Source organism: Actinosynnema sp. NPDC037264 (genome assembly GCF_055603705.1).
Genome location: NZ_JBVJVK010000013.1, coordinates 83915 through 107636 on the forward strand (window position 1 = coordinate 83915; position 23722 = coordinate 107636).

General features: G+C 72.1%; 25 protein-coding genes. 11 read left to right on the forward strand and 14 right to left on the reverse strand.

Annotation, left to right across the window (positions count from 1 at the left end; translation table 11 throughout):
* Positions 1 to 79: 79 nt before the first annotated feature.
* Positions 80 to 991: an AraC family transcriptional regulator gene (locus ACZ7GX_RS17255; protein WP_498777693.1), complete on the reverse strand. Its 912-nt coding sequence runs from the start codon at positions 989 to 991 to the stop codon at positions 80 to 82.
* A 72-nt stretch (positions 992 to 1063) separates the two neighbouring features.
* Here ACZ7GX_RS17255 and ACZ7GX_RS17260 point away from each other — a divergent pair, with 72 nt between their 5' ends.
* On the forward strand, positions 1064 to 1870 hold the full coding sequence (locus ACZ7GX_RS17260; RefSeq protein WP_498777696.1) for an NADP-dependent oxidoreductase: 807 nt from the start codon (positions 1064 to 1066) through the stop codon (positions 1868 to 1870).
* Positions 1871 to 1942: 72 nt separating this feature from the next.
* Positions 1943 to 2164 carry a PspC domain-containing protein gene (locus tag ACZ7GX_RS17265; RefSeq protein ID WP_230569752.1) on the forward strand — a complete coding sequence of 74 codons (222 nt, stop codon included), beginning with the start codon at positions 1943 to 1945 and terminating at the stop codon, positions 2162 to 2164.
* On the opposite strand, the gene ACZ7GX_RS17270 is transcribed toward ACZ7GX_RS17265, so the two are convergent.
* From ACZ7GX_RS17270 to ACZ7GX_RS17290, 5 genes are all read right to left on the reverse strand, one after another.
* A complete protein-coding gene (locus tag ACZ7GX_RS17270; protein WP_498777698.1) occupies positions 2165 to 3514 on the reverse strand; it encodes a beta-N-acetylhexosaminidase in 1350 nt (449 codons plus the stop codon).
* Positions 3511 to 4356 (reverse strand): carbohydrate ABC transporter permease, encoded by an 846-nt coding sequence (locus ACZ7GX_RS17275; protein ID WP_498777700.1) that lies wholly within the window; start codon positions 4354 to 4356, stop codon positions 3511 to 3513. Before ACZ7GX_RS17275 ends, ACZ7GX_RS17270 begins: the two co-directional genes overlap by 4 nt.
* A complete protein-coding gene (locus ACZ7GX_RS17280; RefSeq protein ID WP_498777884.1) occupies positions 4353 to 5240 on the reverse strand; it encodes a carbohydrate ABC transporter permease in 888 nt (295 codons plus the stop codon). The genes ACZ7GX_RS17275 and ACZ7GX_RS17280 overlap by 4 nt, the downstream gene beginning before the upstream one ends.
* On the reverse strand, positions 5240 to 6514 hold the full coding sequence (locus ACZ7GX_RS17285; RefSeq protein ID WP_498777702.1) for an extracellular solute-binding protein: 1275 nt from the start codon (positions 6512 to 6514) through the stop codon (positions 5240 to 5242). The genes ACZ7GX_RS17280 and ACZ7GX_RS17285 overlap by 1 nt, the downstream gene beginning before the upstream one ends.
* 94 nt (positions 6515 to 6608) lie before the next feature.
* Complete coding sequence (locus ACZ7GX_RS17290; protein WP_498777704.1) at positions 6609 to 7262, reverse strand: copper homeostasis protein CutC; 654 nt, start codon at positions 7260 to 7262, stop codon at positions 6609 to 6611.
* Between the two features lie 129 nt (positions 7263 to 7391).
* On the opposite strand from ACZ7GX_RS17290, the gene ACZ7GX_RS17295 reads away from it, so the two are divergent.
* The 4 genes from ACZ7GX_RS17295 (at position 7392) to ACZ7GX_RS17310 (ending at position 11903) form a co-directional block, all read left to right on the forward strand.
* Positions 7392 to 7589, forward strand: coding sequence for a hypothetical protein (locus ACZ7GX_RS17295; RefSeq protein WP_498777706.1), 198 nt, complete (start codon positions 7392 to 7394; stop codon positions 7587 to 7589).
* A 188-nt stretch (positions 7590 to 7777) separates the two neighbouring features.
* Positions 7778 to 8383, forward strand: coding sequence for an RNA polymerase sigma factor (locus ACZ7GX_RS17300; protein WP_230569746.1), 606 nt, complete (start codon positions 7778 to 7780; stop codon positions 8381 to 8383).
* 59 nt (positions 8384 to 8442) lie between these two features.
* The gene (locus ACZ7GX_RS17305; RefSeq protein WP_268997141.1) at positions 8443 to 8865 is read left to right on the forward strand and encodes a carboxypeptidase regulatory-like domain-containing protein; all 423 of its coding nucleotides are present in this window, start codon (positions 8443 to 8445) and stop codon (positions 8863 to 8865) included.
* A gap of 263 nt (positions 8866 to 9128) precedes the next feature.
* Positions 9129 to 11903 carry a CHAT domain-containing protein gene (locus tag ACZ7GX_RS17310; RefSeq protein WP_498777708.1) on the forward strand — a complete coding sequence of 925 codons (2775 nt, stop codon included), beginning with the start codon at positions 9129 to 9131 and terminating at the stop codon, positions 11901 to 11903.
* Between the two features lie 46 nt (positions 11904 to 11949).
* Here the strand turns inward: ACZ7GX_RS17310 and ACZ7GX_RS17315 are convergent, their stop codons facing one another.
* The 5 genes from ACZ7GX_RS17315 to ACZ7GX_RS17335 all read right to left on the reverse strand — a co-directional run bounded on the left by ACZ7GX_RS17315 (position 11950) and on the right by ACZ7GX_RS17335 (position 17333).
* Positions 11950 to 12729, reverse strand: a complete 780-nt coding sequence (locus ACZ7GX_RS17315) for a phosphodiesterase (RefSeq protein WP_498777710.1) — start codon at positions 12727 to 12729, stop codon at positions 11950 to 11952.
* 459 nt (positions 12730 to 13188) lie between these two features.
* Complete coding sequence (gene groL, locus ACZ7GX_RS17320) at positions 13189 to 14811, reverse strand: chaperonin GroEL (protein ID WP_498777712.1); 1623 nt, start codon at positions 14809 to 14811, stop codon at positions 13189 to 13191.
* 216 nt (positions 14812 to 15027) lie between these two features.
* Positions 15028 to 16278, reverse strand: coding sequence for a serine/threonine protein kinase (locus ACZ7GX_RS17325; protein ID WP_498777714.1), 1251 nt, complete (start codon positions 16276 to 16278; stop codon positions 15028 to 15030).
* A gap of 123 nt (positions 16279 to 16401) precedes the next feature.
* The gene (locus ACZ7GX_RS17330; RefSeq protein ID WP_033432301.1) at positions 16402 to 16608 is read right to left on the reverse strand and encodes a cold-shock protein; all 207 of its coding nucleotides are present in this window, start codon (positions 16606 to 16608) and stop codon (positions 16402 to 16404) included.
* Between the two features lie 80 nt (positions 16609 to 16688).
* Complete coding sequence (locus ACZ7GX_RS17335) at positions 16689 to 17333, reverse strand: AIM24 family protein (RefSeq protein WP_230569741.1); 645 nt, start codon at positions 17331 to 17333, stop codon at positions 16689 to 16691.
* Between the two features lie 54 nt (positions 17334 to 17387).
* On the opposite strand from ACZ7GX_RS17335, the gene moeA reads away from it, so the two are divergent.
* The 3 genes from moeA (at position 17388) to pssA (ending at position 20467) form a co-directional block, all read left to right on the forward strand.
* On the forward strand, positions 17388 to 18602 hold the full coding sequence (moeA, locus tag ACZ7GX_RS17340) for a molybdopterin molybdotransferase MoeA (RefSeq protein WP_498777717.1): 1215 nt from the start codon (positions 17388 to 17390) through the stop codon (positions 18600 to 18602).
* Positions 18603 to 18777: 175 nt separating this feature from the next.
* Positions 18778 to 19491, forward strand: a complete 714-nt coding sequence (locus tag ACZ7GX_RS17345) for a phosphatidylserine decarboxylase (protein WP_498777719.1) — start codon at positions 18778 to 18780, stop codon at positions 19489 to 19491.
* Positions 19492 to 19495: 4 nt separating this feature from the next.
* Positions 19496 to 20467: a CDP-diacylglycerol--serine O-phosphatidyltransferase gene (gene pssA / locus ACZ7GX_RS17350; protein ID WP_498777721.1), complete on the forward strand. Its 972-nt coding sequence runs from the start codon at positions 19496 to 19498 to the stop codon at positions 20465 to 20467.
* 486 nt (positions 20468 to 20953) lie between these two features.
* Here pssA and ACZ7GX_RS17355 read toward each other — a convergent pair whose 3' ends face one another.
* Positions 20954 to 21535 (reverse strand): peptide deformylase, encoded by a 582-nt coding sequence (locus tag ACZ7GX_RS17355; protein ID WP_498777723.1) that lies wholly within the window; start codon positions 21533 to 21535, stop codon positions 20954 to 20956.
* 111 nt (positions 21536 to 21646) lie between these two features.
* On the opposite strand from ACZ7GX_RS17355, the gene ACZ7GX_RS17360 reads away from it, so the two are divergent.
* Together ACZ7GX_RS17360 and ACZ7GX_RS17365 are read left to right on the forward strand one after the other, a co-directional pair.
* Entirely contained in the window at positions 21647 to 21943 is a 297-nt protein-coding gene (locus ACZ7GX_RS17360; RefSeq protein WP_053715184.1) for a DUF3263 domain-containing protein, read from the forward strand.
* Positions 21940 to 22572, forward strand: a complete 633-nt coding sequence (locus ACZ7GX_RS17365) for a LytR C-terminal domain-containing protein (RefSeq protein WP_498777725.1) — start codon at positions 21940 to 21942, stop codon at positions 22570 to 22572. Before ACZ7GX_RS17360 ends, ACZ7GX_RS17365 begins: the two co-directional genes overlap by 4 nt.
* An 80-nt stretch (positions 22573 to 22652) precedes the next feature.
* Here the strand turns inward: ACZ7GX_RS17365 and folE are convergent, their stop codons facing one another.
* A complete protein-coding gene (gene folE / locus ACZ7GX_RS17370; protein WP_498777727.1) occupies positions 22653 to 23264 on the reverse strand; it encodes a GTP cyclohydrolase I FolE in 612 nt (203 codons plus the stop codon).
* The gene (locus ACZ7GX_RS17375) at positions 23261 to 23698 is read right to left on the reverse strand and encodes a hypothetical protein (RefSeq protein ID WP_498777729.1); all 438 of its coding nucleotides are present in this window, start codon (positions 23696 to 23698) and stop codon (positions 23261 to 23263) included. The genes folE and ACZ7GX_RS17375 overlap by 4 nt, the downstream gene beginning before the upstream one ends.
* Positions 23699 to 23722 lie beyond the last annotated feature (24 nt).

Genomic DNA, 23722 nt, shown 5'->3' on the forward strand with positions numbered 1-23722 from the left:
CGGCGGCGAGATCGCCCGGAAGTCGGTCGTTCGCGACTGATTTCCCGACGATCGAAAAGCGTGATCGCCGGGAAATGAGTCACGAACGACCGACGCGATCTCGCGAAGGCGAGCGCCGGTAGCGGCCCGGCGGGGTGCCGTGGGCGCGCTTGAACGCGGCGGCGAAGGCGAACTCCGAGGTGTAGCCGACCTGGCCGGCGATCCGCGCCAGCGGCGCGTCGGTGTCCCTGAGCAGGCGGGCGGCGGTGGTCATGCGCCACCACGTCAGGTAGGTCAGCGGTGGTTGGCCCACCAGCGCGGTGAAGCGCTTGGCGAACGGCGCCCGTGACAGGCCGGCGGCCGCCGCCAGCTCCGCCACCGTCCACGGGTGCGCGGGGTCGCGGTGGATGTGGTGCAACGCGGTCGCGGTGACGGGGTCGTTCAGCGCGGCGGCCCAGCCCGTGGTCCGGTCGGCCCCGGTGAACCACGTGCGCAGCAGGTAGAGCAGGAGCGTGTCGAGCAGGGCCGGGACGAGGGCGTCGGAGCCCAGGCGCGGGTGTTCGAGCTCGCCGGCCAGCAGCGTGACGGCGGCGTGCAGCTCCGGGCCGGACACGAGCACGGTGTCGGGCAGGTCCCGCAGCAACGGGTGGACGCCGTGCTCCAGCTCGTACGCGCCGCACAACGTGACCGCGGTCGGGTGCGCGGGCACGGGGTGGTCGGCGACGAAGTCCGGGTCGTCCGGGTCGCACGCCTCGCCGACCACGGGCGTGGTGGGGCTGTCCGCGAGCACGTGCCCCCGCCCGTCGGGCAGGAACACGACGTCACCGGCGCGCAGCTCGACCGGATCGGCGTGGTCGCGCACGAGCCAGCACGTGCCCGCCAGCACGACCTGGAACCCGGACGCGCCCGGCACCGGCGCGAACCGCTGCGCCCACGGCTCCTCCCACGCCACCCGCGCGACCACGGGACGGCCGGTCCGCATCACCGCGATCACGTCGCTGAGCACGTCCACGAAGACGATTAGACAGGAAAACAGGACTCAGAAGCATGGATGGTCTCTCCGGCACTGCCTACGTTCGACAGCATGAAGAGCGCACGCATCCACACCCACGGCGGCCCGGACGTGATCGTGGTCGACGACGTCCCGATCCCCGAACCCGCTCCCGGCGAGGTGCTGGTGCGGGTGGCCGCGACCTCGTTCAACCCGACGGAAGTCGCCGTGCGGCGGGGCCTGGTCGACGTCCCGCTGCCCCACACGCCCGGGTGGGACGTGGCCGGCACGGTCGACGGCGAGCCGGTGGTCGGCTGGATCGACGGCGCGGCGGCCGAGTACGCCGTCACCACCCCCGACCGGCTCGTCACCGCGCCGCGCGCCATCCCGCTGGCCGACGCAGCCGCCCTGCCCCTGGCCGGCCTCAGCGCGTGGCAGATGGTGTTCGAGCACGGGGACGTCCGGCCGGGCCACCGCGTCCTGGTCAACGGCGCGGGCGGCGGCATCGGCGGGTTCGCGGTGCAGCTGGCCAAGCACGCGGGCGCGCACGTCACCGCCACCGCGTCCCCGCGCAGCGCCGGCGCCGTGCGCGAGCTGGGCGCGGACGAGGTCGTCGGCTACGGACCGACCGGGCGGTTCGACGTCGTGCTCAACCTCGTCGCGGACGCCGAAGTGGCACGGCTGGGCGGCGTCGTCGTCTCCGCGACCATGAGCGACGCACCCGACGCCCACTTCGTGACCCGCTTCGACCCCGCTCAGCTCACCGCCCTGGTCGCCCTGGTCGACCAAGGCGTCGTGGTGGTCGACGTGTCCGAACGCCACGGCCTCGCCCACCTGCCCGAACTGCACCGCCGCGCCGAGGCGGGCGACCTCAGGGGCAAGGTCCTCGTGACACCCTGAGAACGGGGGTCCGGGTGAAGTCAGGGTGCGTCCCCGATGCCCCGGACGGCCCCCGCGGCGCACTCTTGAGCCATGACGAACGACGTGCTCAACCAAGCCACCGACAAGGTCAAGAAGCTCCGCCGCAGCCGGACCGACAAGATGGTCGCGGGCGTGTGCGGCGGCGTCGCCAAGCTGCTCGGCGTGGACGCGGCGCTGGTCCGCATCCTGCTGGTCGCCGCCACCCTCTTCGGGTTCGGCGCGGGCGCGATCCTCTACCTCGCCTGCTGGATCCTCATGCCCGAGGAGGACTGATCACCGCGGGTGGCCGGGCACGCCCGGCAGCGCCTGCCACGGCCGGGGACCGTCGAGGGGGCGGTACTCGACGCCGAGCGCGTCGAGCCGCGGCAGGTGGTGCTCGGCCAGCCGGGTCAGGAACTCCGCCTCGTCGCGCCCGGCGGGGCTCCACACCACCTCGGCGAACGCGCTCAACCGGGGGAACGCGGCGTAGTCGAGGCGCCGCGGCGAGTCGAGGTGTTCGGTCCACAGGTTCGCCTGCGCCCCGAGCACCCGGTCCGCCGCCGCCGGCTCGTAGCGGTAGACGTCCTCCAGGGTCGTGACGGTGCCGACGGGGATCGGCTCGTCGGGGTGGTCGGACTGCCGGTAGTCCAGGTAGACGTGCTCCTCCGGGCACATCACGACGTCGTGGCCGCGGTCCAGCGCGGTCAGGCCGGCGTCCTCGCCGCGCCACGACGCCACGATCGTGCGGGTCGGCAGGGGTCCGACGCCGAGCACCTCGTCCCACCCGAACGGCCGCCGCCCGCGCTGGTGCAGGTGCTGGGCGATGCGCCGGACGAACCGGCCGTCACCGCCCTCGGCCTCGTCGCCGCCGAGCCCGACGACCTCGGACGGGAACACGTCCAGCAGCTCGTCGAACACCTGCCGGTAGAAGTCCACTGTGGACTCGTCGGCCCGCAGCACGTTCGGGTTGATCCCCCAGTCCGTCCACACGCCGCCGCCGGACGCGCCGAGCTCCGGGTACGCCGCGATGGCCGCCTGGCTGTGCCCCGGCACGTCGATCTCCGGCACCACCGCGATGTGCCGCTGCGCCGCGTAGGCGACGACTTCCCGCAGGTCGTCCTGGGTGTAGTAGCCGCCGTGGGGCCGCCCGGCCATGCCACCGGAACGCCGGTCGCCGAACCGCGAGTCCGGCCGCCACCCGCCGACCTCGTGCAGCCGGGGGAAGCGCCGCGACTCGAACCGCCAGCCCTGGTCGTCGGTCAGGTGCAGGTGCAGCACGTTCAGCTTGTGCACGGCCAGCAGGTCGACGTACCGCAGCAGGTCGTGCTTGGGCAGGAAGTGCCGCGCCACGTCCAGCATCACGCCGCGCCACGCGAACCGCGGGTGGTCCTCGACCTCGCACACCGGCAACGTCACCGCGCCGGGAGCCACCGCCCGGAACGCCGCCGGCCCGCTCAGCTGCCGCAACGTCTGACGCGCGTAGAACTCACCGGCGTCGTCGGACGCCCGCACCCGCACGCCGTCCGCCGACACCGACAGCCGGTACCCCTCGGCGGGACCGGCCACCCGTTCGACCTGGAACGCGCCGTCGAACGGCACCTCGCCCGCACCGCGGGTGAACGAGACGGGACGCGGCAGGATCACGACTTCACCGCCCCGGCCAGGCCCGCGACCAGCCGGCGCTGCACCAGGATGAAGAACAGCAGCACCGGGATCGTCATCAACGTCGAACCGGCCATGATCGCCCCCCAGTCGTTCTGATCGGGTTTCACGAACACCTGCAGCGCCAACGGCAGCGTCTGGTTCTCCGCCGCCGAGATGATGAACGTCTTGGCGAAGAGGAAATCATTCCACGCGTGGATGAACGACAGCACGCTCGTCGCCACCAGACCGGGAGCCACCAGCGGGAACAGCACCTGCCACAGGAACCGGAACCGGGACGCGCCGTCCAGCGTCGCCGCCTCCTCCAGCTCCACCGGCACGGCCGCGACGAACCCGCGCAGCATCCAGATCGCGAACGGCAGGCTGAACGCGAGGTGCACCAGCACCAGCGAGCCGAGGTGGTTCAGCCCGAACGCCGGCGCCACGTCCCGCACCGACCGCATGAGGAAGAACAGCGGGATGGTCAGCGCCTCGACCGGCACCATCTGCACGACCAGCAGCATGATCAGCAGCGTGGTGCGGCTGCGGAACCGGAACCGGGTCAGCGCGGTGGCCGCCAGGAACGAGATCAGCAGGCTCAGCAGCACCACCGCGACCGCCACCACCACGCTGTTGAGCAAGTAGCGGCCGAAGCTCTGCACGGTCAACGCGCGCACGAAGCTGTCGAGCGTCGGCGCGAGCGTCCACGGCCGCGGGTCGGCCGAGATCACCTCAGCCTCCGGCTTCAGCGCCGTGAGCACCATCCAGTACAGCGGGAACGCCACCACGGCCGCGACGACGACCGTGACCGCTTCCGCCAGTCCTCGCGACGCACGCCGGTTCACAGCGCCTCCCCGCTCCGCCGCAGCGCACGCAGGTAGCCGAGGGTGACGAGCAGCAGCAACGCCGTCATCACCACGCCGATGCTCGCGCCGAGCCCGTACTCCGAGGCGGCGAACGCCTGCTGGTAGGCGTAGACGTTGAGCACCAGGTTGCGGCCCGCGATGCCGCCGCCGTTGGTCATGATGTAGATCTGGGTGAACACCTTGAAGTCCCAGATGACCGACTGGATCGTCACCACGATCAGCAGCGGCCGCAGCAGCGGCAGGATCACCTTGGTGGCCGCCTTGGCCGTGCTCGCGCCGTCCAGCGCGGCGGCCTCCAGCACCTCGCCCGGGATCGCCTTGATCCCCGCGTACAGGGTGACCATGACGAACGGGAACGAGCACCAGATCACCTGGGCGGCGACCAGCCCGAACGCCGTCCACTTGTCGTAGGTCCAGGAGAGCCCGGTGGTGCCCAGGACCTCGTTGACGAACCCGAAGTTGGCGTCGAACAGGAACAGCCAGATCGTCGACCCGGCCACCGCCGGCGTCGCCCACGCGCCGAGCGCGGCCAGGAACAGCACCGTCCGCGCCCACGTGCGGACCCTGGTGGCCAGCACCGCCAGCGCGGCGCCGACCAGCAGGGTGCCCGCCACGCAGACCGCGGCGAACCCGACCGTCTGCCCGAGCACGGACCAGAACCGCTCGTCCGACAGCAGGGTCGCGTAGTTGGCCAGGCCGAGGAAGGTCAGCGGCGCGCCACCGCTGACCTGCTCCTGGCCGTAGTCGAACAGGGAGATCAGCACGAGCTGGTAGATCGGGTAGCCCATCAGCCCGACCAGCACCAGCAGCGCGGGGGCGAGGTAGGCGGACGCGATCCGCCCGTCGCCCTTCGACGTCCGCATCACGAGCCGAAGGCGGCGTTCATCTGCTCGGCCGCGTCCCCGGCTGCCTTGTCGAGGTCCTCACCGCCGGCGGCGACCTGCTGCAACAACGTCGGCAGCACCGCCTGGGCGTCGATCTTGGCCCAGTTCGGCGTGACCGGCACGAACCGCGTGCCCGCCTCCAGGGTCGCGATGAACGGTTCCAGCACCGGGTTGGCCTTCGCCACCTCGGCCTGCACGTCGCCGAACGTCGGCAGGTTCCCCATCGCGTCGAACATCCTGCGCTGGTACTCCTTGCCGCCCAGCAGGCGCACGAACTCGGTGGCCAGCGTCCGGCGGTCGGTGCCCTTCAGCACGCCGAGCAGGTTGCCGCCCGCGAACGCCGGCGCGATGTCGCCCGCGTTCTTGCCCGGCAGCGGCACGACCGCGTACTTGCCCGCCGCGGCGGACGCGTCGACCGACTTGCGGTTGAAGTCGCCGCCCACGACCATCGCCGCCTTGCCCGCGCGGAACGCCTCGACGCTGGCGTCGCCGCCGTTGCCCGCGCACTGGGCGGGCGGGCAGATGTCGTCCGCGATCAGCTCGGTGTACTGGCGCAGGCCCGCCTTCGACTCGGCGCTGTCGATGGTGGCGACGTACTTGTCGCCGTCCTTGCGGGCGATGTCGCCGCCGTTGGCCCACACGAACGGCATCGCGCCGTAGGTGTACTTGCCGCCGGCGGAGATGCCGAGCAGGTCCGGCTTGGCGGCGCGGATCTTCCTGGCCAGCGGCGCGATCTCGGCCAGGGTGGCCGGTGGCTGGAGGTTCAGCTCCTGGAAGACGTCGGTGCGGTAGTAGAGCGCGCGCACGCCGACGTACCAGGGCACGCCGTAGACCTTGCCGTCCACCTTGCCGGTGTCGACGACGGCGGGCAGCAGGTCCTTCGCCTCGTCCCAGCCGCCGAGGTCGAGCTCGGCGAACCCGCCGCCCGCGACGTAGCCCGCGAGGTCGGTGTTGCCGAACTCGGCCACGTCGGGCGCGCTCTCGGGGTCGCTGAACGCGGCCTTGAACCGCTCGGCGCGGGTCTGCACCTGGATGTACTGGACGTCGACCGTGACGCCCTGGTGCCCCTGCTCGAACTCGGTGATCGCCTCCTTGACGACCTCCTCCTTCGGACCCCGGTTGACCTCGTCGAACAGCCAGACCTTCAGCTGACCCGCCCGCTCGTCACCACCGGTCGGCGCCGAGCCGGACTGGACCGGGGCGCACCCGGCCAGCACGACGGCGCCCACGACGACTGCTCCTGCGAACCGCATCTCGCCCACCCTTCAGGTGTCCCGTGTTGCGTGATGTGCAACGGCTATTTCACGGGAAGCAACGGCGATGCTAATGTCCGCATCGGCAAGCGGTCTAGACCAAGTTCGCCCAGGTCCGGACGGCGTCGGCCGACACCGGGGTGTCCCACCCGCCTGGCCGCACCGCGCCGCCGACGTGGAACCCCGTGACGCCGACGGCCTTCAGCGGCGCGACGTGCTCGGCCTTGAGCCCGCCGCCGACCAGCAGCCGCACCGGGCCCTGCCGCGCCGCCAACCGCTCCAGCACGGCCAGGCCGTCGCCGACCCCGCGCGCGCTGCCGGCCGCGAGCACCGTGTCGCAGCCCAGTCCACCGACGACGGTCCACGCCGCCTCGGGGTCCGCCGAGTTGTCCAGCGCGCGGTGGAACGTCCACGCGCAACCGTCCAGCTCGGCGACCAGCGCCGCGCACGCCGCCTCGTCCACCCGCCCGTCGGCGTCGAGGAAGCCGAGCACGAACTCCGACGCGCCCGCCTCGCGCAGCGCCGCCGCGTCGCGCCGCAGCCCGTCCAGGTCGCCGGGCGCGAAACCAGGCGCGTCGCGCAGCATGACCCGGACCGGCAGGTCGGTCGCGGAGAGCACGTCCCGCAGCACGGCGACCGGCGGCGTCAGCCCGTCCGCGGCCATGTCCACGGTGAGTTCCAGCCGGTGCGCGCCGCCGGCCTGCGCGGCCTCGGCGTCGACGGCGTCCAGTGCGATGACCTCAAGCATGGTCTGGACCATAGCTCTCACCGGGCCGCGGACGACATCAGTGAACTGTTAAAGCGAAGTCGTGTATCTCGCGTAGAACTACTCACTCCTTACCTAATGACCGGTCCTCACCCCGACTGAGGAGGCCGCATGACCGCCAATCCGCCTGGCGTCGACGAACTGGATCCCGTGGAGCTGGAGAAGCAGTTCGCGGGTGACGAGGAGCTGGTCGACGAGTTCGACCCGGAGCAGGACCTGGACGAAGTGCCACCGGTGACGCCCACCGGCCACCACCAGACGCACAGCGCGCCGGTGGACGCCGAGAGCGCTCCGGTAGCGGGCAGCTGAAACCTCTGGGGGAGGAAAAAAGGGGTGGCAGTCGGTCGGCTTCGAGGGGTGCCGATCGGAGGTCGCCCGCAATGGGGGGAGGCGGTCCGCGGTGCGAGGGGGGCATCGCGGACCGCCGCCGCGCCGGTGGCGGCGCGGGTGTGTGACGATCAGCTTCGGCTGGGGGACGCCGAGAAGGAGGTGACGACGTGGGAGAACTGCGCACGGCCGGTGAGCGCCCACCGTGGGAGGGGCTCGACGGGACGGACCGGCACGCGGCCTGTGTCGTCGCCGCCCGCGACGGGGACCGCAGGGCCCTGGACGTGCTGGTCGCCGACCTGACGCCACTGGTGTGGCACGTCGCCCGAGGGCACGGGCTGGACCGCAGCACCGCGGAGGACGTGGTGCAGACGGTCTGGCTCGCGCTGCTGCGGCACCTCGACCGGCTGGTCGAACCGCGCGCGCTGGCCGGGTGGCTCGTCGTCGCGACGCGCCGCGAGGCCCAACGGACCTGGACACCGGCTCGCCGCGAAGCGGCGCTGAGCGACGAGCTGGCGGACCAACTGGAAAGCGAGTACGGCCTGCCCGAGGACGCCGCCCTGGTCGACGACCGGGACCACCGGCTGTGGCGGGCCTTCGGTCGTTTGTCGCAGAAGTGCCAGGAACTTCTGCGGCTCACCGTGCTGGCCGGCCGGGCGGAGTACCGCGCGGTCGCCGAAGCACTGTCCATGCCGCGCGGCAGCATCGGCCCCACCCGGGGTCGGTGCCTGACCATGTTGCGCACACATCTCGACGCGGAAGGAGGATCGCGGTGAACGACATCGACCCGCGCGATGACCGCAGAGGCCAAGAGGACACCGCTGTCCTCACTGAACTGAACCGCCTGGTGTACGAGTTGGACGCGCCCCCGCCGGGGCTCGTCGAACGGATCCAGTTCGCGGTGGCACTGGAGAACCTGGACGTCGAGGTGGCCCGCTGGGAACGCGCGGGCTCGTTCGCGGGCGTGCGCGGCGGCAGCCCCGGCACCATCACGTTCACCGTGGACAACCTGACGTTGATGGTGAACTTCACCTCCATCGGCGCGCGGCACCGCATCGACGGCTGGCTCGTGCCCGCGGGTGAGCACACCGTCGAGGTCCGGGTGGCCGAGCACGAGTCGAGCACCACCAAAGCCGACGACGGTGGCCGGTTCGTGCTGTCCGACGTGCCCGCAGGCACCACGCAGATCGTGGTGCACCTGGTGAACTCGCGCGGCGAGCCGGGGCGGACGGTCGTGACACCGACGATCATGTTGTAGGAACGGTTCCGCCAGACGGCCGCGAGGACGGCGTCACGGGTGGGTCGGCCGGTGGTGTTCTCACGGAGAGTAACCCGTTCGGCGCACGGAGAGCATCCACAAGACGGCTTCTCGGACACGTTCTGTGTGCTGGCATTAAGGACGTGTCCGTGTCTCGTGCTGCAACGCCGGTCTCCTCACACACTTCGAACGGTGTCGAAGTGGCGGTCGACCTGCACAAACAGGCGTTCCGAGCGGCATCGGGAGGAAGGCCTGCGGATGCGGTGACGCTCCTGCGCCGCGCGCTGCGTGCACTGCCCGTGATGTCGCCGAGCGTCGAAGCGACCACGGTCCGCATCCGGATCCTGATCACGCTGTCGTACGGCGAGGCGGAGACGGACTCGGTCGAGGACGGCCTGGCGCGCCTGCGGACGGCGGCCGAGCTGATCGCCACGCTGCCCGAGGGGCCGGACGCGGTCGGCCTGCGGGCGATCGTGAAGGACCAGGAGGCCCTGATCCTCCACCGGGCCGGCCGGACCGCCGAGGCGATCGCGCTGTACGACGAGTCGGTGCGCGACCTGGAGGCCGGGTGGGCGTCCGGCGCGGTCGGCGCGGCGACGTTGTCGACGGCGCTGGTGAACCGCGGGCTGACCAACATCGCGTTCGGCCTGCCGGAGGCGGCGGAGCGCGACATGCGCCGGGCGATCGAGCTGGCCGAGGCCGAGGACCTGCCGCTGATGAAGGCGAAGGCGCTGGGCAACCTCGGCGACATCGCCCACCTGACGGGTGACGTGCCCCGTGCGCTGGCGTACCACGAGCAGGCCGAACGGGTGTTCCGGCTGCTGGCGCCGGACCTGGTCGCCCGGACCCAGATCGACCGGGCGCGCGTGATGCTGGCGGCGGGGTTGGCGGACGAGGCGGCCGGGCACCTGGACGAGGCGCTGGTCGTGCTGCGCCGGCGGCGGGTCGGCCAGGACCTGGCGGAGGCCGAACTGGCGCGCGCCGCGGCGGCCCTGCTGCAAGACGACCCGACCACCGCGCGTCAACTGGCGGACCAGGCCCAACGCCGGTTCCGCCGACGTGGCAGCAAGTCGTGGGCCGAACTGGCCGCGCTGATGCGCATGCGGGCCGAGTTCGCCTCCGCCACCCGCCCGCCCGACGCCGCCACCCCTCCCTCGACCTCCTCTACCGCCATCCCCACCCCCTCCGCCGCCCACACCTCCTCCACCGAACCGGCCCCCACCGAACCGGCCCCCACCGAACCGGCCCCCACCGAACCGGCCCCCACCGAACCGGCCCCCACCGAACCGGCCGACCACGGCCGCGCCGCCCCCGCCGCCCCCGCGCCCGCCGCCGCCCTCACCTCCCCCGCCGGCCGCACCTCCCCCGCCGACCCCTTCGTGCCCGCGCAGGAGCGAACGGAGACCCTGCCCACCCGCGCCTCGACGAGGGTGTCGGCGCGGGTGTCGGCGCGGGTCACCCCGGCCCGCGCGACGCGGCTGGCCGAGCGGCTGACCGCGGTCGGGCTGACCGACGAGGCCTCCGTCGCCAGGCTCCTCGCCGTGCGGATGGCGATCCGGCGCGGCGACACCAAGGCCGCGCGCGCGTTGCTGGACCAGGTGCCGGCGCCGGGCCCCATCACCCCGATCGACCACCGGATGCTGCTGCGGCTGTGCCGGGCCGAGCTGGCCGTGGCCGTCGGCGAGCCGGGGCCGGCGTTGCGCGAAGCGGAGGAGGGCCTGGCCGAGCTCGGCCGCGTCCGTGATCGGATGGGTGGTCTGGACCTGCTCTGCGGCACCGCCGTGCACGGCCGTGAGCTGGGCGAACTCGCCGTCGGGCTGGTGCTGGAGCACGACGGCGACGCGGAGGCGACGTTCGACTGGCTGGAGCGCACGCGGGCGCAGGTGTACCGGTACGAGCCGTTGCCGGCGATCGACGACCCGGTGTTGGCGCGGCGGGTGGCGCAGTCGCGGTCGTTGTCGCGGGCGGTGCAGCAGGCGCGGTTGGACGGTCGGCCGGTGGCGGAGTTGGAGGCCCGGCTGGACGAGTTGCAGCGCGAGGTGGCGCGGCTCGGGTGGCACACGAGCGTGTGGGGCCGGCCGCGGCCGGTGCGCGGGGTGACCGAGGTGCGTGCCGCCCTGGGTGATCGCGCGATGGTGAGCTTCGTGACGCACCGTGACGTCCTGTCGGCGGTCGTGCTGGTGGCCGGCGAGGCGAGGCTGGTGCGGCTGGGGCGGACGGCGCAGGTGTTCGAGTCGGCTCGGCAGTTGCACGCCGATGTCGACGTGCTCGGGCCGGACCACCTGTCGCCGCTGCTCGCCGCGGCGGTGGCGGCGTCGGCGGCGCGGCGGGCGGAGCGGTTGGACGAGGCGCTGTTCGGGCCGCTCGGCGGGTTGATCGGCGAGCGCGAGCTGGTCGTCGTGCCGACCGGTGACCTGTACGCGGTGCCGTGGAACACCCTGCCGTCGCTGCACGGTCGCCCGATCGTGGTCGCCCCTTCGGCGACGGCGTGGCTGAACGCGATGGCGGCGCGGACGTCGGCGAAGCGGGTCGTGCTGGTCGCCGGTCCGAACCTGCCCGAGGTGGTCGGGGAGGTGAGCGACCTGCGCGGCACGTACCCCGATGCGGTGATGGCGGAAGCGGTGAGTGACGTCCTGGCCGCGTTGGACGGCGCCCGCCTGGCGCACATCGCGGCGCACGGCGAGCACGTCGCCGACAACGCCCTGTTCTCACGCCTGGAGCTGGCCGACGGCCCGCTGTTCGCCCACGAGACCGCCCGCCTCCGAACCACACCCGAACAAGTGATCCTCGCGGCGTGCTCGCTCGCGCTGAGTCACATCCGGCCGGGCGACGAGGCGCTGGGATTCGCGGGCGCGCTGCTGGCGAGCGGCTCGCGCACCGTCGTCGCCGCGGTCAACCAGGTCGGCGACCGGGCCGCCGCGATGACCATGGGCACGTTCCACAAGTTGCTGGCGGACGGCAAACCGGTGTCCCACGCCCTCGCCGAAGCCATTGCGGCGGACCCTCTACGTCGCCCGTTCGTGTGTTTCGGGGCCTGAACTTTCTGCCACCACCACCCCACCCGACCAGGCGAATTCCCCCACGTCAGAACGCCCCGATCACCGCTCCCGCATCACTGACCGCAACCGTGTGCGTGGCGAACCCGGACTCGGTCGCCACGTGCAACAGGAACCCGGTGGGCTCCGCGAGGTACCCGATCTGCCGGTCCGCGCGGAGGGTCAGCGACGTCTGGCGGTAGGTGCTGGGCGCGACCGTCACCACCGTGCCCGCGAACGGCACGCTGATCGCCCGGTGCACGTGCCCGGCCAGGACGCGGGCGACGTTGCCGTGCCGGGCGAGCACCTCACCCAGCGCCGGCCCGTCGTGCAGCCGCATGCCGTCGAGGAACGGGATGCCGACCGCCACCGGCGGGTGGTGCAGGCAGACGAACGCGGGCACATCCGGCCGCTGGGCGAGCACGTCGTCCAGCCACGACAACTGCTCGTCACCGACCCGCCCGGCCGGACTGCCCTCCACCCAGGAGTCGAGCGCGACCACCGTGACCTCCGCATGCGCGACCGCGTAGTGCGCCGACGACCCGCCGCCGAGGAACGACGATCCCCCGAACACCTCCAGCAGCGCCGCCGGATTGTCGTGATTGCCGGTGACCAGGTGCAGCGGCAACGGAAACGCCCCGATCACCTCCCGCAACCGCAAGTACTCCTCGACCCGCCCGTGCTCGGCGAGGTCACCGGTGATCACCACGCAGTCGGGCCGGGGATCCAACGCGAGCACCGTTCCCAACGCGCGGTGCAACGACGCGGCCGGCTCGGCGGCCAACGCATCCGTCCGCAGGTGCGGATCGCTCAGGTGCGCGATGAGCACGTGGTCAACTCCAGTCCTTGAGTTCCGGCAAGGGTGTCGCGCAGGTGATGCCGGGCAGGTGATGTCGGGCAACGGTCGGCGGGCGTCGGGGCGACTGGCGGCGTCGGGGCGGATAGCGGCGTCGGGGCGGATAGCGGCGTCGGGGCGGATAGCGGCGTCGGGGGTGGACTGACGGGGTCGAGGGTGGACTGACGGGGTCGAGGGTGGACTGGCGGGGTCGAGGGTCAGGCGGTGGGTAGGCGGGTGGGTGGTTCGGGGTTCCGTCTCGTTCTAACCGAGGGGCGGTAACGGTGTTTCCGTACACTTTTTGGTTGATCTCACCCGATCGTGTACGCCGCCGTCCTGCCCCACGCCTCCATCCCACCTCACCCGGCACGGCGAAGGGCCCGGTTCGCCAGAGGCGAACCGGGCCCTTCGTGAACTTCAGCCGATCGAACCTCGGTCAGGTGACCTGGTCGATCAGAAGTCCATGCCGCCGCCCTCGGGCATGGCGGGCGCGGCGCCGGCCTTCTCCGGCTTGTCCGCCACCACGGCCTCCGTGGTGAGGAACAGCGCGGCGATCGACGCGGCGTTCTGCAGCGCCGAGCGCGTGACCTTCGTCGGGTCCGGCACGCCGGCCGCCAGCAGGTCCTCGTACACACCGGTCGCGGCGTTGAGGCCGTGGCCGACGGGCAGGCCCTTGACCTTCTCCACGACGACACCGCCCTCGAGGCCGGCGTTCACGGCGATCTGCTTCAACGGCGCCTCGACGGCGACCTTGACGATGTTCGCGCCGGTCGCCTCGTCACCCTCGAGGTTCAGGCCCGCGAACGCGATCTCGGCGGCCTGCAGCAGCGCGACGCCACCACCGGCGACGATGCCCTCCTCGACGGCGGCCTTCGCGTTGCGGACGGCGTCCTCGATGCGGTGCTTGCGCTCCTTGAGCTCCACCTCGGTGGCGGCGCCGGCCTTGATCACCGCGACACCGCCGGCGAGCTTCGCCAGGCGCTCCTGCAGCTTCTCGCGGTCGTAGTCGGAGTCCGACTTCTCGATCTCCGCGCGGATCTGGTTGACGCGGCCCTGGATCTGCTCCGGGTCACCGGCGCCCTCGACGACCGTGGTCTCGTCCTTGGTCACGACGACCTTGCGCGCCTTGCCCAGCAGCGACAGGTCGGCGTTCTCCAGCTTGAGGCCGACGTCCTCGGTGATGACCTGGCCACCGGTGAGGATCGCGATGTCCTGCAGGATCGCCTTGCGGCGGTCGCCGAAGCCGGGCGCCTTGACGGCGACGGACTTGAACGTGCCGCGGATCTTGTTGACGACCAGCGTGGCCAGGGCCTCGCCCTCGACGTCCTCGGAGATGATCAGCAGCGGCTTGCCGCCCTGCATGACCTTCTCCAGCAGCGGGAGCAGGTCCTTCACCGACGAGATCTTCGAGCCGTAGAGCAGGATGTACGGGTCCTCGAGGACCGCTTCCTGGCGCTCGGGGTCGGTCACGAAGTAACCGGAGATGTAACCCTTGTCGAAGCGCATGCCCTCGGTGAGCTCGAGCTCGAGCCCGAGAGCGTTGCTCTCCTCGACGGTGATGACACCTTCCTTGCCGACCTTGTCCATCGCCTCGGCGATGAGCTCGCCGATGGTCGAGTCGCCCGCGGAGATGGACGCCGTGGCGGCGATCTGCTCCTTGGTCTCGACCTCCTTGGCGGTCTTCAGCAGCTGCTCGGTCACGGCCTCGACGGCCTTCTCGATGCCGCGCTTGAGGCCGAGCGGGTTGGCGCCCGCGGCCACGTTGCGCAAGCCCTCGCGGACCAGAGCCTGGGCGAGCACGGTGGCGGTCGTGGTGCCGTCACCCGCGACGTCGTCGGTCTTCTTCGCCACTTCCTTGACGAGCTCGGCCCCGATCTTCTCCCACGGGTCCTCGAGCTCGATCTCCTTGGCGATGGAGACGCCGTCGTTGGTGATGGTCGGCGCGCCCCACTTCTTCTCGAGCACGACGTTGCGGCCCTTGGGGCCGAGCGTCACCTTGACGGCGTCGGCGAGAATGTTCATGCCACGCTCGAGACCGCGGCGGGCATCCTCGTCGAACGCGATCATCTTGGCCATTGCGGTGTGTTCCTCCGCCTGATTACGAATGGGGCCACTGCGGACGCGCGCCCGCAGCGGAACACGGTGCTTCGGCCAGGCTCGGTGCCCGCGACGGACGACCAGCCCCCAACAGGGGACGGGCCTCACCGTCCCAGCCTGCGTGTTGGCACTCGGGTGTTCCGAGTGCCAACACCGTGTTTAGCACTCGACGGAGGAGAGTGCAAGAAGAGCTGGTCAGCGTGACGTGCGGACGGGCACGCTCGTGGGCAGCGCCCTCTTGCTCGTCGTGCCCCCGACCTCGATGGATCGGCTGGTGCCGCTGTCGCCGCCGTTGCCGCTGGGTCGCGGAGGTTCATCCTTCGGCGTGAGGATCACCACGAGGATGACGATGAGCACGATCGCGACCGCCCCGGCGATCACGGGCGCGAACCACGCGGGCCGCGACTTGGCGGACGTGGTGAACGCGCTCGCGCCGACCTGCGCGGGCGGGCGCAGCCGCACGGGCTCGTGCAGGAACCCGGGCGGCTGTTGCTGCTGGTAGGGCTGCTGCCGGTACGGACCGCCGGGCTGCTGGGCCACGGGCACGCCGCCGGTCTGCGGCCCCATGGGCACCGCGCCGGAGTCCGTGCGACGGGGCGGCGGGGCGCCCTGGGGCGCGCCCTGCAGCGCGACGCGCGCCGCGGCGATCAGCTCCACGCACGAGCCGTAGCGCTGGTTCGGGTCCTTGGAGGTGCCCTTGCGCAGCACGTCGTCGATGGCGGGCGGCAGCGACACCATCGAGGTCAACGGCGGGATCTCCGCGCCGAGGTGCCCCTGGATGACGTCCTGCACGCCGCCCTGGAACGGCGGCCGCCCGGACAGGCACGCGAACACCATGCACGCGAGCGCGTACTGGTCGGTGCGGCCGTCGAGCGGTTCGCCGCGCAGGTGCTCGGGCGCGGCGTAGGTGGGTGAGCCGAGGAAGTCGCCGGTGCGGGTGCGGTGCCCGGTGGCGCCGCGCCGGGTGAGGCCGAAGTCGGCGAGGTAGACGTGCTCGCCCGCGGCTTCCTTGGTCGTGACCAGCACGTTGGCCGGTTTCACGTCGAGGTGGACCAGGCCCTTGCCGTGCAGCATGTCGAGCGCTTCGGCGACCTGGCCGAGCAGCGTCAGGGTGCGCGCGGGCGAGAGCGGGCCGTCCTTGATGTGGCTGGCGAGGTCCTGCCCGTCGACCAGCCGCATGGCGATGTAGAGCAGCCCGTCGACCTCGTCGAAGTCGTAGAGCGGCACGATGTTGGCGTGGTCGATCGCCGAGGTGTTGCGCGCCTCGTCGACGAACCGCTCCCGGAACTCGGCGTCCGCGGTGAGGTGCTCGCCGATGACCTTCAGGGCGACCTTGCGACCGAGCCTGACGTCCGTGGCCTTGTAGGTCACGCTCATGCCACCGCGGCCGAGCACCCCGTCGATCCGGTAATGGCCCAGCCGTCGCCCGCTCAGGTCCTCCGACACGCGACGGAGCCTAACGCCCGCGTACAGGGGCTCACACGGGGTTCCCGGCAAACGGAGCAAACGGACCGCGCGGGGCGCCGGGGGAAGGACGCCCGACCCGCCGGGTGACGGGTCGGGCGGAGGTCACGATGCCTTCCGCACGTCCGATGCCTGGCTGCGGCCGTCGCGCCCTGCCTGGATCTCGAACTCCACGCGGTCGCCCTCGGCCAGCGTCCGGAAGCCTTCCATCTGGATCGCCGAGTAGTGCACGAACACATCGGGCCCGCCGTCGGCGGCGATGAATCCGTACCCCTTCTCCGAGTTGAACCACTTGACCGTGCCGACAGCCAAGACGTCCTCCTTCGAGAAATACCTTGAGCAAACCGCCACGCTAGAGGCACGAGGGGGTTCGCCGATACCTCCTTATGGAGTCATGAGCGTGCGCTGAATCCGTTGTCGCGCAACCAACTGACGAGTCCGCGCGGGCTGCGGGTCCGGGTGAGCACCAGACCGGGTCCGGCGAAGTCGAGGACGAGTCCTTCGCCATTCCGCACGGATTGGGGCGCGTCGGGGGAAACGGCGCGCAGCCGGCACTGCACGGTGTCGGCGAACGCGACCACGTGGCCGCCGGCGAGGGTGACCAGTTCGCCCGGTTCGAGGGTGACCACGTCGAGCGTGCCGTAGCAGCTGAGCACGACGGGCCCGGTGCCGAACGCGTAGGTGAGGAAGCCGTGGTCGCCGCCGTGCAGCGCGCGCACGGGCGGCGCGGACGGGTCGAGGCGGGCGGTGGCGGCGCAGGCGAGCCAGCTGTCGCGGGAGACGCACCAGCCGGTCGTGGCGTCGAGTTCGAGCACGTGCAGGTCGCCGGGCAGGGGCGGCGCGACGTCCACCCAGCCGCCTTCGGGGCCGGCGGTGCACAGCGCGGCGCTGACGCCGGGCGACTTGGTGCGGCCGTCGACGGTGATGCCGTAGCTGGTCGCGAGCACCGAGGAGCGCTCGACCACCACCGGTTCACCGGGTGCCAGGACGAGTCGGGCCACCCCGAACGTGGGGGTGTGGCGGGTCCGGACCTGCAACTTTCCCCCTGTCGTGATCAGCCGGTTGGAGCAGTCTGCCACGGGCGCGGCAGGATGGGGCGCGTGTCGAACACGCTGACCCGAGTCGCTGATCACAAGGCCCGCGTCGCCGGGCTGGTCGGGGCGATGCCGGTGGTGACCTCGCCCGTGGCCGACTGCCTGGGCCTGGTGCTCGCGGAGGACCTGGTCGCGACGGTGCCGTTGCCGCCGTTCGACAACTCGGCGATGGACGGTTACGCGGTGCGCGCGGCGGACGTGGCGTCGGTCCCGGTGGAGTTGCCGGTGGTGGAGGACATCCCGGCGGGGCGGCCGGCGTCGGCGCCGCTGGCGGCGGGCACGGCGCACCGGATCATGACGGGCGCGCCGGTGCCGGCGGGCGCGGACGCCGTCGTGCAGGTGGAGTGGACCGACGGCGGCACGTCGGTGGTGCGGGTCGACCGGCCGGTGGCGGTGGGCCAGAACGTGCGGCGGATGGCGGACGACGTGGCCGTGGGCACGACGGCGCTGCGCGCGGGCGTGGTGCTCGGGCCGGCGCAGCTGGGGTTGGCGGCGGCGCTGGGCTTCGGTTCGCTGCCGGTGCGGCGCAGGCCGCGGGTGCTGGTGCTGTCGACCGGGTCGGAGCTGGTGGGGCCCGGTGCGGCGTTGGAGCCGGGGCAGATCTACGAGTCGAACGGCGTGATGCTGGCCGCGGCGGTGCGCGAGGCGGGCGGCGAGGCGGAGCTGCTGCGGTTCGTGCCGGACGACGTCGAGCAGTTCCACGCGGCGATCGCGCCCCGGTTGGCGTCGGTGGACCTGCTGCTCACGTCCGGTGGCGTGAGCGCGGGGGCGTACGAGGTGGTGAAGGACGCGTTCACCGGGCGCGGGGTGGAGTTCACGAAGGTCGCGATGCAGCCGGGCGGGCCGCAGGGGGCGGGGCGCTACCAGGGGGTGGCGGTGGCGACGCTGCCCGGGAACCCGGTGAGCGCGCAGGTGTCGTTCGAGGTGTTCATCCGGCCGGCGCTGCGTGCCGCGATGGGGTTCTCGCGGGTGGAGCGGCCGATGGCGGTGGCCCGGTTGAGCGCGGCGCTCACGTCGCCGGCGGGACGCACGCAGTTCCGGCGGGGCGCGTACGACCCGGAGTCGGGGCGCGTGGTGACGCCGGTCGGCGGGCCGGGTTCGCACCTGCTGTCGGCGTTGGCGGTCAGCGATTGCCTGATCGAGGTGCCGGAGGACGTCACGGAGCTCGCGGCGGGAGCCGAGGTGGCGGTGCGCCTCCTACACGGAGAGTGACATCGATCTGACGCTGAGCCATTGATCGCCGCTGTGACGCGGCTTACACTGGGAGTGATCGCGGTTCCGGCCGGTCCGTGCGTTCGTCGGGGGACGCACGGGCGGGCCGGACGCGGGCCGGCGGAGCCGCGTAGCGTGTGGCGGGCCGGAAGCACCGCCCTGACACGGAAGAGCCATGACCGTCGATCGCGACAAGCACAGTGGTGCCGTCTCCCACTTCCTCGAGCTCGCCCGGGGCATCGTCCCCCCGATGCACCCCGCGGGCCGTCCCTTCGTGGCGGGAGCTGCCGTCGCGACACTGCTGCTGCGCCGCTACTCCAGGCGCGCCGGTGTCGTCGGCGGCCTGCTGACCGCGTGGGTCGCGTGGTTCTTCCGCGAGCCCAAGCGGACCACGCCCACCCGTCCCGGCGTCGCGGTCGCACCGGCCGACGGCACCGTGTCGCACGTGGTCGAGGCCGTGCCGCCCGCCGAGCTCGGGCTCGGTTCCGCGCCGATGACCCGGATCAGCGTGTTCCTGTCGGTGTTCGACGTGCACGTGCAGCGCGTGCCCGTGCCCGGTCTGGTGCGGCAGGTGTCGTACCGGCCAGGGAAGTTCCTGTCCGCCGACCTGGACAAGGCCAGCGAGGACAACGAGCGCAACACGGTGTGGCTGACCACGCCGTCCGGGCACGACGTGGTGGTCGTGCAGATCGCGGGCCTGGTGGCGCGGCGGATCGTGTGCGAGGTCGTCGAGGGCGACAAGGTCGCGGTCGGGCAGACCTACGGCCTGATCCGGTTCGGCTCGCGGGTCGACCTGTACGTGCCGACGGGCAGCCGGGTGCTGGTGGAGGCCGGGCAGCGCACGATCGGCGGCGAGACCGTGCTGGCCGAGCTACCCGCGGAGGGCTGAGCGGATGGCTCCCAGCGGGCCGGGGATCAGGCTGCTGCCGAACGCCATCACGGTCCTCGCGATGTGCGCGGGGCTGTCGGCCGTGCACTTCGCGATCGGCGGGTTCTACGGGGCGGCGATCGGCTCGATCGCGGCGGCGGCCGTGTTCGACGGGTTGGACGGGCGGATCGCCCGGTTGCTCGACGCGACCAGCAAGATGGGCGCCGAGCTCGACTCGCTGGCGGACGCGATCTCGTTCGGCGTCGCGCCCGCGCTGGTGATCTACGTGTGGAAGTTCGACCCCGGTCGCGAGGGCTGGGTCGTCGCGTTGATCTTCGCGGTGTGCATGGTGCTGCGGTTGGCGCGGTTCAACACGCTGCTGGAGGTCGAGCAGCCGCCGTTCGCCAAGGAGTTCTTCGTCGGCGTGCCCGCGCCGGCCGGCGGGCTGTTGCTGCTGCTGCCGTTGATCCTGGACGAGCAGCTCGGCCGCTCCGGCTGGTGGTCGAGCCCCGCGGTCGTCGCGGTGTGGACCGTGGGAATCGCGTTGCTGCTGGTGAGCCGGATCCCGACGCTGTCGGTGAAGACCATCAAGGTCCCGCCGCGCTTCGTCGCGCCGTTGTTGGTGCTGGTCGGGCTGCTGGCGGCGGCGGTGATCACGTTCCCGTTGGTGGCGCTGATCGCGGCGATGCTGGTGTACCTCGCCCACCTGCCGTACTCGGTCCGGCGGTACCGGTGGTTGGCGAAGCACCCGGAGGCCTGGTCGGTGCCCGCGGCGGATCGGCGGGCGATCAAGCGGGCTCACGGCGTGGCGGCGCGGCGGTTGGGGTTGCGGCAGCCGTTGGGCGGCCGGGTGGCGGGCGCGGCGATGCGCGCCGTGCGGCGGCCACGGCGGGTGGTCGACCCGACGCACGTGGCCGCGGAGGCGAACGGCCAGGCGAGGCCGGGCAAACGCCGGGGCTGGCGACAGATCGGCTTGCGCCGACATGATCGACCTTAACCGGCACCCCACCCCTGACCTGCTGTTTCACCCCGTCACCGCGTTCACGATCGAGTGATCTCCACTCGGACCGTGAACCAAAACGCCGTTTTCAACACCCTGAAACGTCGGTTGGAACAACGAGGCCAGCAACCAACCCCCGCCCCGCACCCACCAGCCGCACGCCCCCACAACCACCCACCGGGTCCACCACACCCAGCCCGCCCACAACGGACCCGCACATCCGCACCTAGGCCCGATTTGACATGGGTTCGGGTGCCACAGGCTGGTCGAAGCCGGGCAGGCCTGGCGGACGCTTTTCCCGCCAGGCCTGCCCGGCTTTGGCCTGCCTGGGGTGCCCGTAAGGGCCCCATGTCAAATCGAGCCGAACGAGACCACCCCGCGCCACCCGCCCAGCGTGACCTCGCACGCGCCGACCGCCGCGCGCGCTCCGCCCCGCGCTCCGCCCGCCCGCGCCAACCAGCCCCCGCGCCAACCAGCCCCGCGCTACTCCTCGTCGTCCGCGAACGGATCCTCCGAAGTCGCCGGATCCCACGACAACCCGGGCACACCCCACCCATTCGCCTTGATCATCTTCTTCGCCGCGCGCTTGTGCCGCCCCACCAACCGGTCCAGGTAGATGACCCCGTCCAGGTGATCGGTCTCGTGCTGCAAGCACCGCGCGAAGAACCCGGTGCCCTCGACCTCGACGGGCTTGCCGTCACCGTCGAACCCGGTCACCTTCGCCCACGACGCCCGCCCCGTCGGGTACGTCTCCCCCGGCGCCGAGAGGCAACCCTCGAAATCGTCGTCCGGGTCCGGCATCCCCAGCGGCACGTCCGACGTCACCAACGTCGGGTTCACCACCACACCCCGGTGCCGCACACCCTCGTCATCCGGGCAGTCGTAGACGAACAACCGCAGGTCGACCCCGATCTGGTTGGCCGCCAGACCGACACCGTGCGCCGCCGCCATCGTCTCGTACATGTCGTCGATCAACGTGCGCAGCGACTCGTCGAACACCTCGACCGGGCGGGTCGGGTTGTGGAGCACGGGATCTCCGGCGATCCGGATCGGGTGAACTGCCATGGCGTGCAGCCTAACGGCGCGTCGGATCGGACGCGCCGACCGATGAGCCACTCCCCGCGAAGATCACGTGATGTAATGGCACCCACGCACGGGACACGGCTGAGGAGCCAGATGGACGCCGCAGAGGCACTGGCGCCGGCGGAGGGGCCGGACGACGGTTTGAACGACCGGGAGCGCGAGATCCTGGCCTTCGAACGCCAGTGGTGGAAGTACGCGGGTGCGAAGGAACAGGCCGTCAAGGAGCTGTTCGACATGTCCGCGACGCGCTACTACCAGCTGCTCAACGCGTTGATCGAGAAGGAAGAGGCGTTGGCCGCCGATCCGATGTTGATCAAGAGACTGCGCAGGTCCCGCTCCGGCAGGCAACGCGCCCGCGCGGCGAAGCGGCTGGGCGTCGAGCGCCGATGACGAATCCGGAACAGCCGACCGGGCCCGCGCACCCGGCACGCGCCGCGGGCTACGCGCTGCTCGGCGTGGCCGTGATCGCCCTGGTGGTCGGCCTCGTCAGCCTGTTCACCGGCGACCCGGACGACACCCCGCCCGCGGCCCAGTCGACCCCGCCGTCGGCGACCTCGGGCACGTCGGACGGCTCCGGGACCTCGGCCGCGCCCACCGAGCCGACCACCCCGCCGTCGTCGGAGACGTCGCCGCCGGCCGGCACCACCGCGCCCACGACGTCCGCCAACGCCGGCGCGACGACCACGGAGACCCCGCCGCCGCCCGTGACCACGACGCCCAAGGTCCCGGTGCGCATCTACAACAACAGCACCACCCAGGGCCTGGCCGCCCGCGCGTCGGACGACGTCGTGAGCGCCGGCTGGGAGGTCGCCGAGAAGGGCAACTACTCCCAGGGCACGATCTGGACCACCACGGTCTACTTCCGCCCCGGCACCGACGAGGAAGCCTCGGCGCGCGAACTGGCCCGGCTCCTCAACGCCCGGGTCGAGCCCCGGTTCGACGGCATCCAGAACGCGCAGCCGGGCATCATCGTGATCGTCACCAACGACTACAAGGGTCCGGCCAAGAAGGTCTCCTAGTGCGGCGGCGGCGCGCAGGGCAGTCGGCGCGGTCGGGCGGCCTCGTCCTCGCGTGGAGGACGGTCCGCTCAGGTGGGATCTCACCCCCGCACGCCGGTCAGGGCGAAGAACTCCTGCCTGGTGCGCGGGTCGTCGCGCAGCGCGCCCAGCATGGCGGAGGTGACCGTGCGCGAGCCGGTGGCGCGGACACCTCGCAGGGACATGCACAGGTGCTCGGCCTCCACCACGACGCCGACGCCGCGGGGTACCAGGTGCTCCTGCAGCCAGTCCGCGACCTGCTTGGTCAGCCGTTCCTGCACCTGCAGGTCGCGGGCGAACAACTCGACCACGCGGGCGAGCTTGGACAGGCCGAGGATGCGCGCGCCGGGCAGATAGCCGACGTGGGCGACGCCCTGGAACGGCAGCAGGTGGTGCTCGCACAACGACTGCACCGGGATGCCGCGGGCGAGGACCAGTTCGTCGTAGCCCTCTTCGTTGGGGAACGTGGTCAGGTCGAAGTCACGTGGCGTCAGCATCTCGGCGTAGGCGTCGGCGACCCGCCTGGGCGTGTCGGCCAGGTGCTCCGACGCCGGGTCCTTGCCCAGCGCGGCGAGCAGGTCGGCCACGGCCCGCCGCGTCGCGTCCAGGTCGATGCCGTCGCGCCCGCCGACGGGGTGGAGCCGTCGGCGCGCGCCCGCGGCGGGGGCGCTCACCCCGCCCGCCCACGACGTGCCGGCGCGTACCGCGAACCCAACCGGGCCAGGGCGAGGGCGGCGACGAACAGGCCGAAGTCGCGCAGCGCCACGTCGTAGTGCGCCGGGATGGTCAGCAGGTTCACGATGATCCCGGCCAGCCAGGCTGCGACCAGCAGGCCGCCGAAGCGCGGCGCGACCGCGACCACGACGCCCGCCACGACCTCCACCACGCCGACCGCGTACATGGCCTGCTGCGCGGTGCCCGGCACAATCCCGTCGACCCAGGGGGCCAAGTACCGCGGCCAGTCCACGAGCAGGTTGGCGAACTTGTCGAGCCCGAACAGGACCGGTGCCAGCGTGAACGCGGCGCGCAGGAGCAGGAACGCCTGGTGGGCTGGGTCGGACGGCAACGCACGACCGGCGGGCCGGGCGCCGGATACCTCGGTGGCCATGACGCGCTCCTTCTATAGACAACT

Coding starts and splice junctions, on each gene's coding strand:
- ACZ7GX_RS17260 (WP_498777696.1), top strand. CDS start 1,064: ATGAAGAGCGCACGCATCCACACCCACGGCGGCCCGGACGTGATCGTG.
- ACZ7GX_RS17265 (WP_230569752.1), top strand. CDS start 1,943: ATGACGAACGACGTGCTCAACCAAGCCACCGACAAGGTCAAGAAGCTC.
- ACZ7GX_RS17280 (WP_498777884.1), bottom strand. CDS start 5,240: ATGCGGACGTCGAAGGGCGACGGGCGGATCGCGTCCGCCTACCTCGCC.
- ACZ7GX_RS17285 (WP_498777702.1), bottom strand. CDS start 6,514: ATGCGGTTCGCAGGAGCAGTCGTCGTGGGCGCCGTCGTGCTGGCCGGG.
- ACZ7GX_RS17290 (WP_498777704.1), bottom strand. CDS start 7,262: ATGCTTGAGGTCATCGCACTGGACGCCGTCGACGCCGAGGCCGCGCAG.
- ACZ7GX_RS17295 (WP_498777706.1), top strand. CDS start 7,392: ATGACCGCCAATCCGCCTGGCGTCGACGAACTGGATCCCGTGGAGCTG.
- groL (WP_498777712.1), bottom strand. CDS start 14,811: ATGGCCAAGATGATCGCGTTCGACGAGGATGCCCGCCGCGGTCTCGAG.
- moeA (WP_498777717.1), top strand. CDS start 17,388: ATGGGGCGCGTGTCGAACACGCTGACCCGAGTCGCTGATCACAAGGCC.
- ACZ7GX_RS17345 (WP_498777719.1), top strand. CDS start 18,778: ATGACCGTCGATCGCGACAAGCACAGTGGTGCCGTCTCCCACTTCCTC.
- pssA (WP_498777721.1), top strand. CDS start 19,496: ATGGCTCCCAGCGGGCCGGGGATCAGGCTGCTGCCGAACGCCATCACG.
- ACZ7GX_RS17355 (WP_498777723.1), bottom strand. CDS start 21,535: ATGGCAGTTCACCCGATCCGGATCGCCGGAGATCCCGTGCTCCACAAC.
- ACZ7GX_RS17360 (WP_053715184.1), top strand. CDS start 21,647: ATGGACGCCGCAGAGGCACTGGCGCCGGCGGAGGGGCCGGACGACGGT.
- ACZ7GX_RS17365 (WP_498777725.1), top strand. CDS start 21,940: ATGACGAATCCGGAACAGCCGACCGGGCCCGCGCACCCGGCACGCGCC.
- ACZ7GX_RS17375 (WP_498777729.1), bottom strand. CDS start 23,698: ATGGCCACCGAGGTATCCGGCGCCCGGCCCGCCGGTCGTGCGTTGCCG.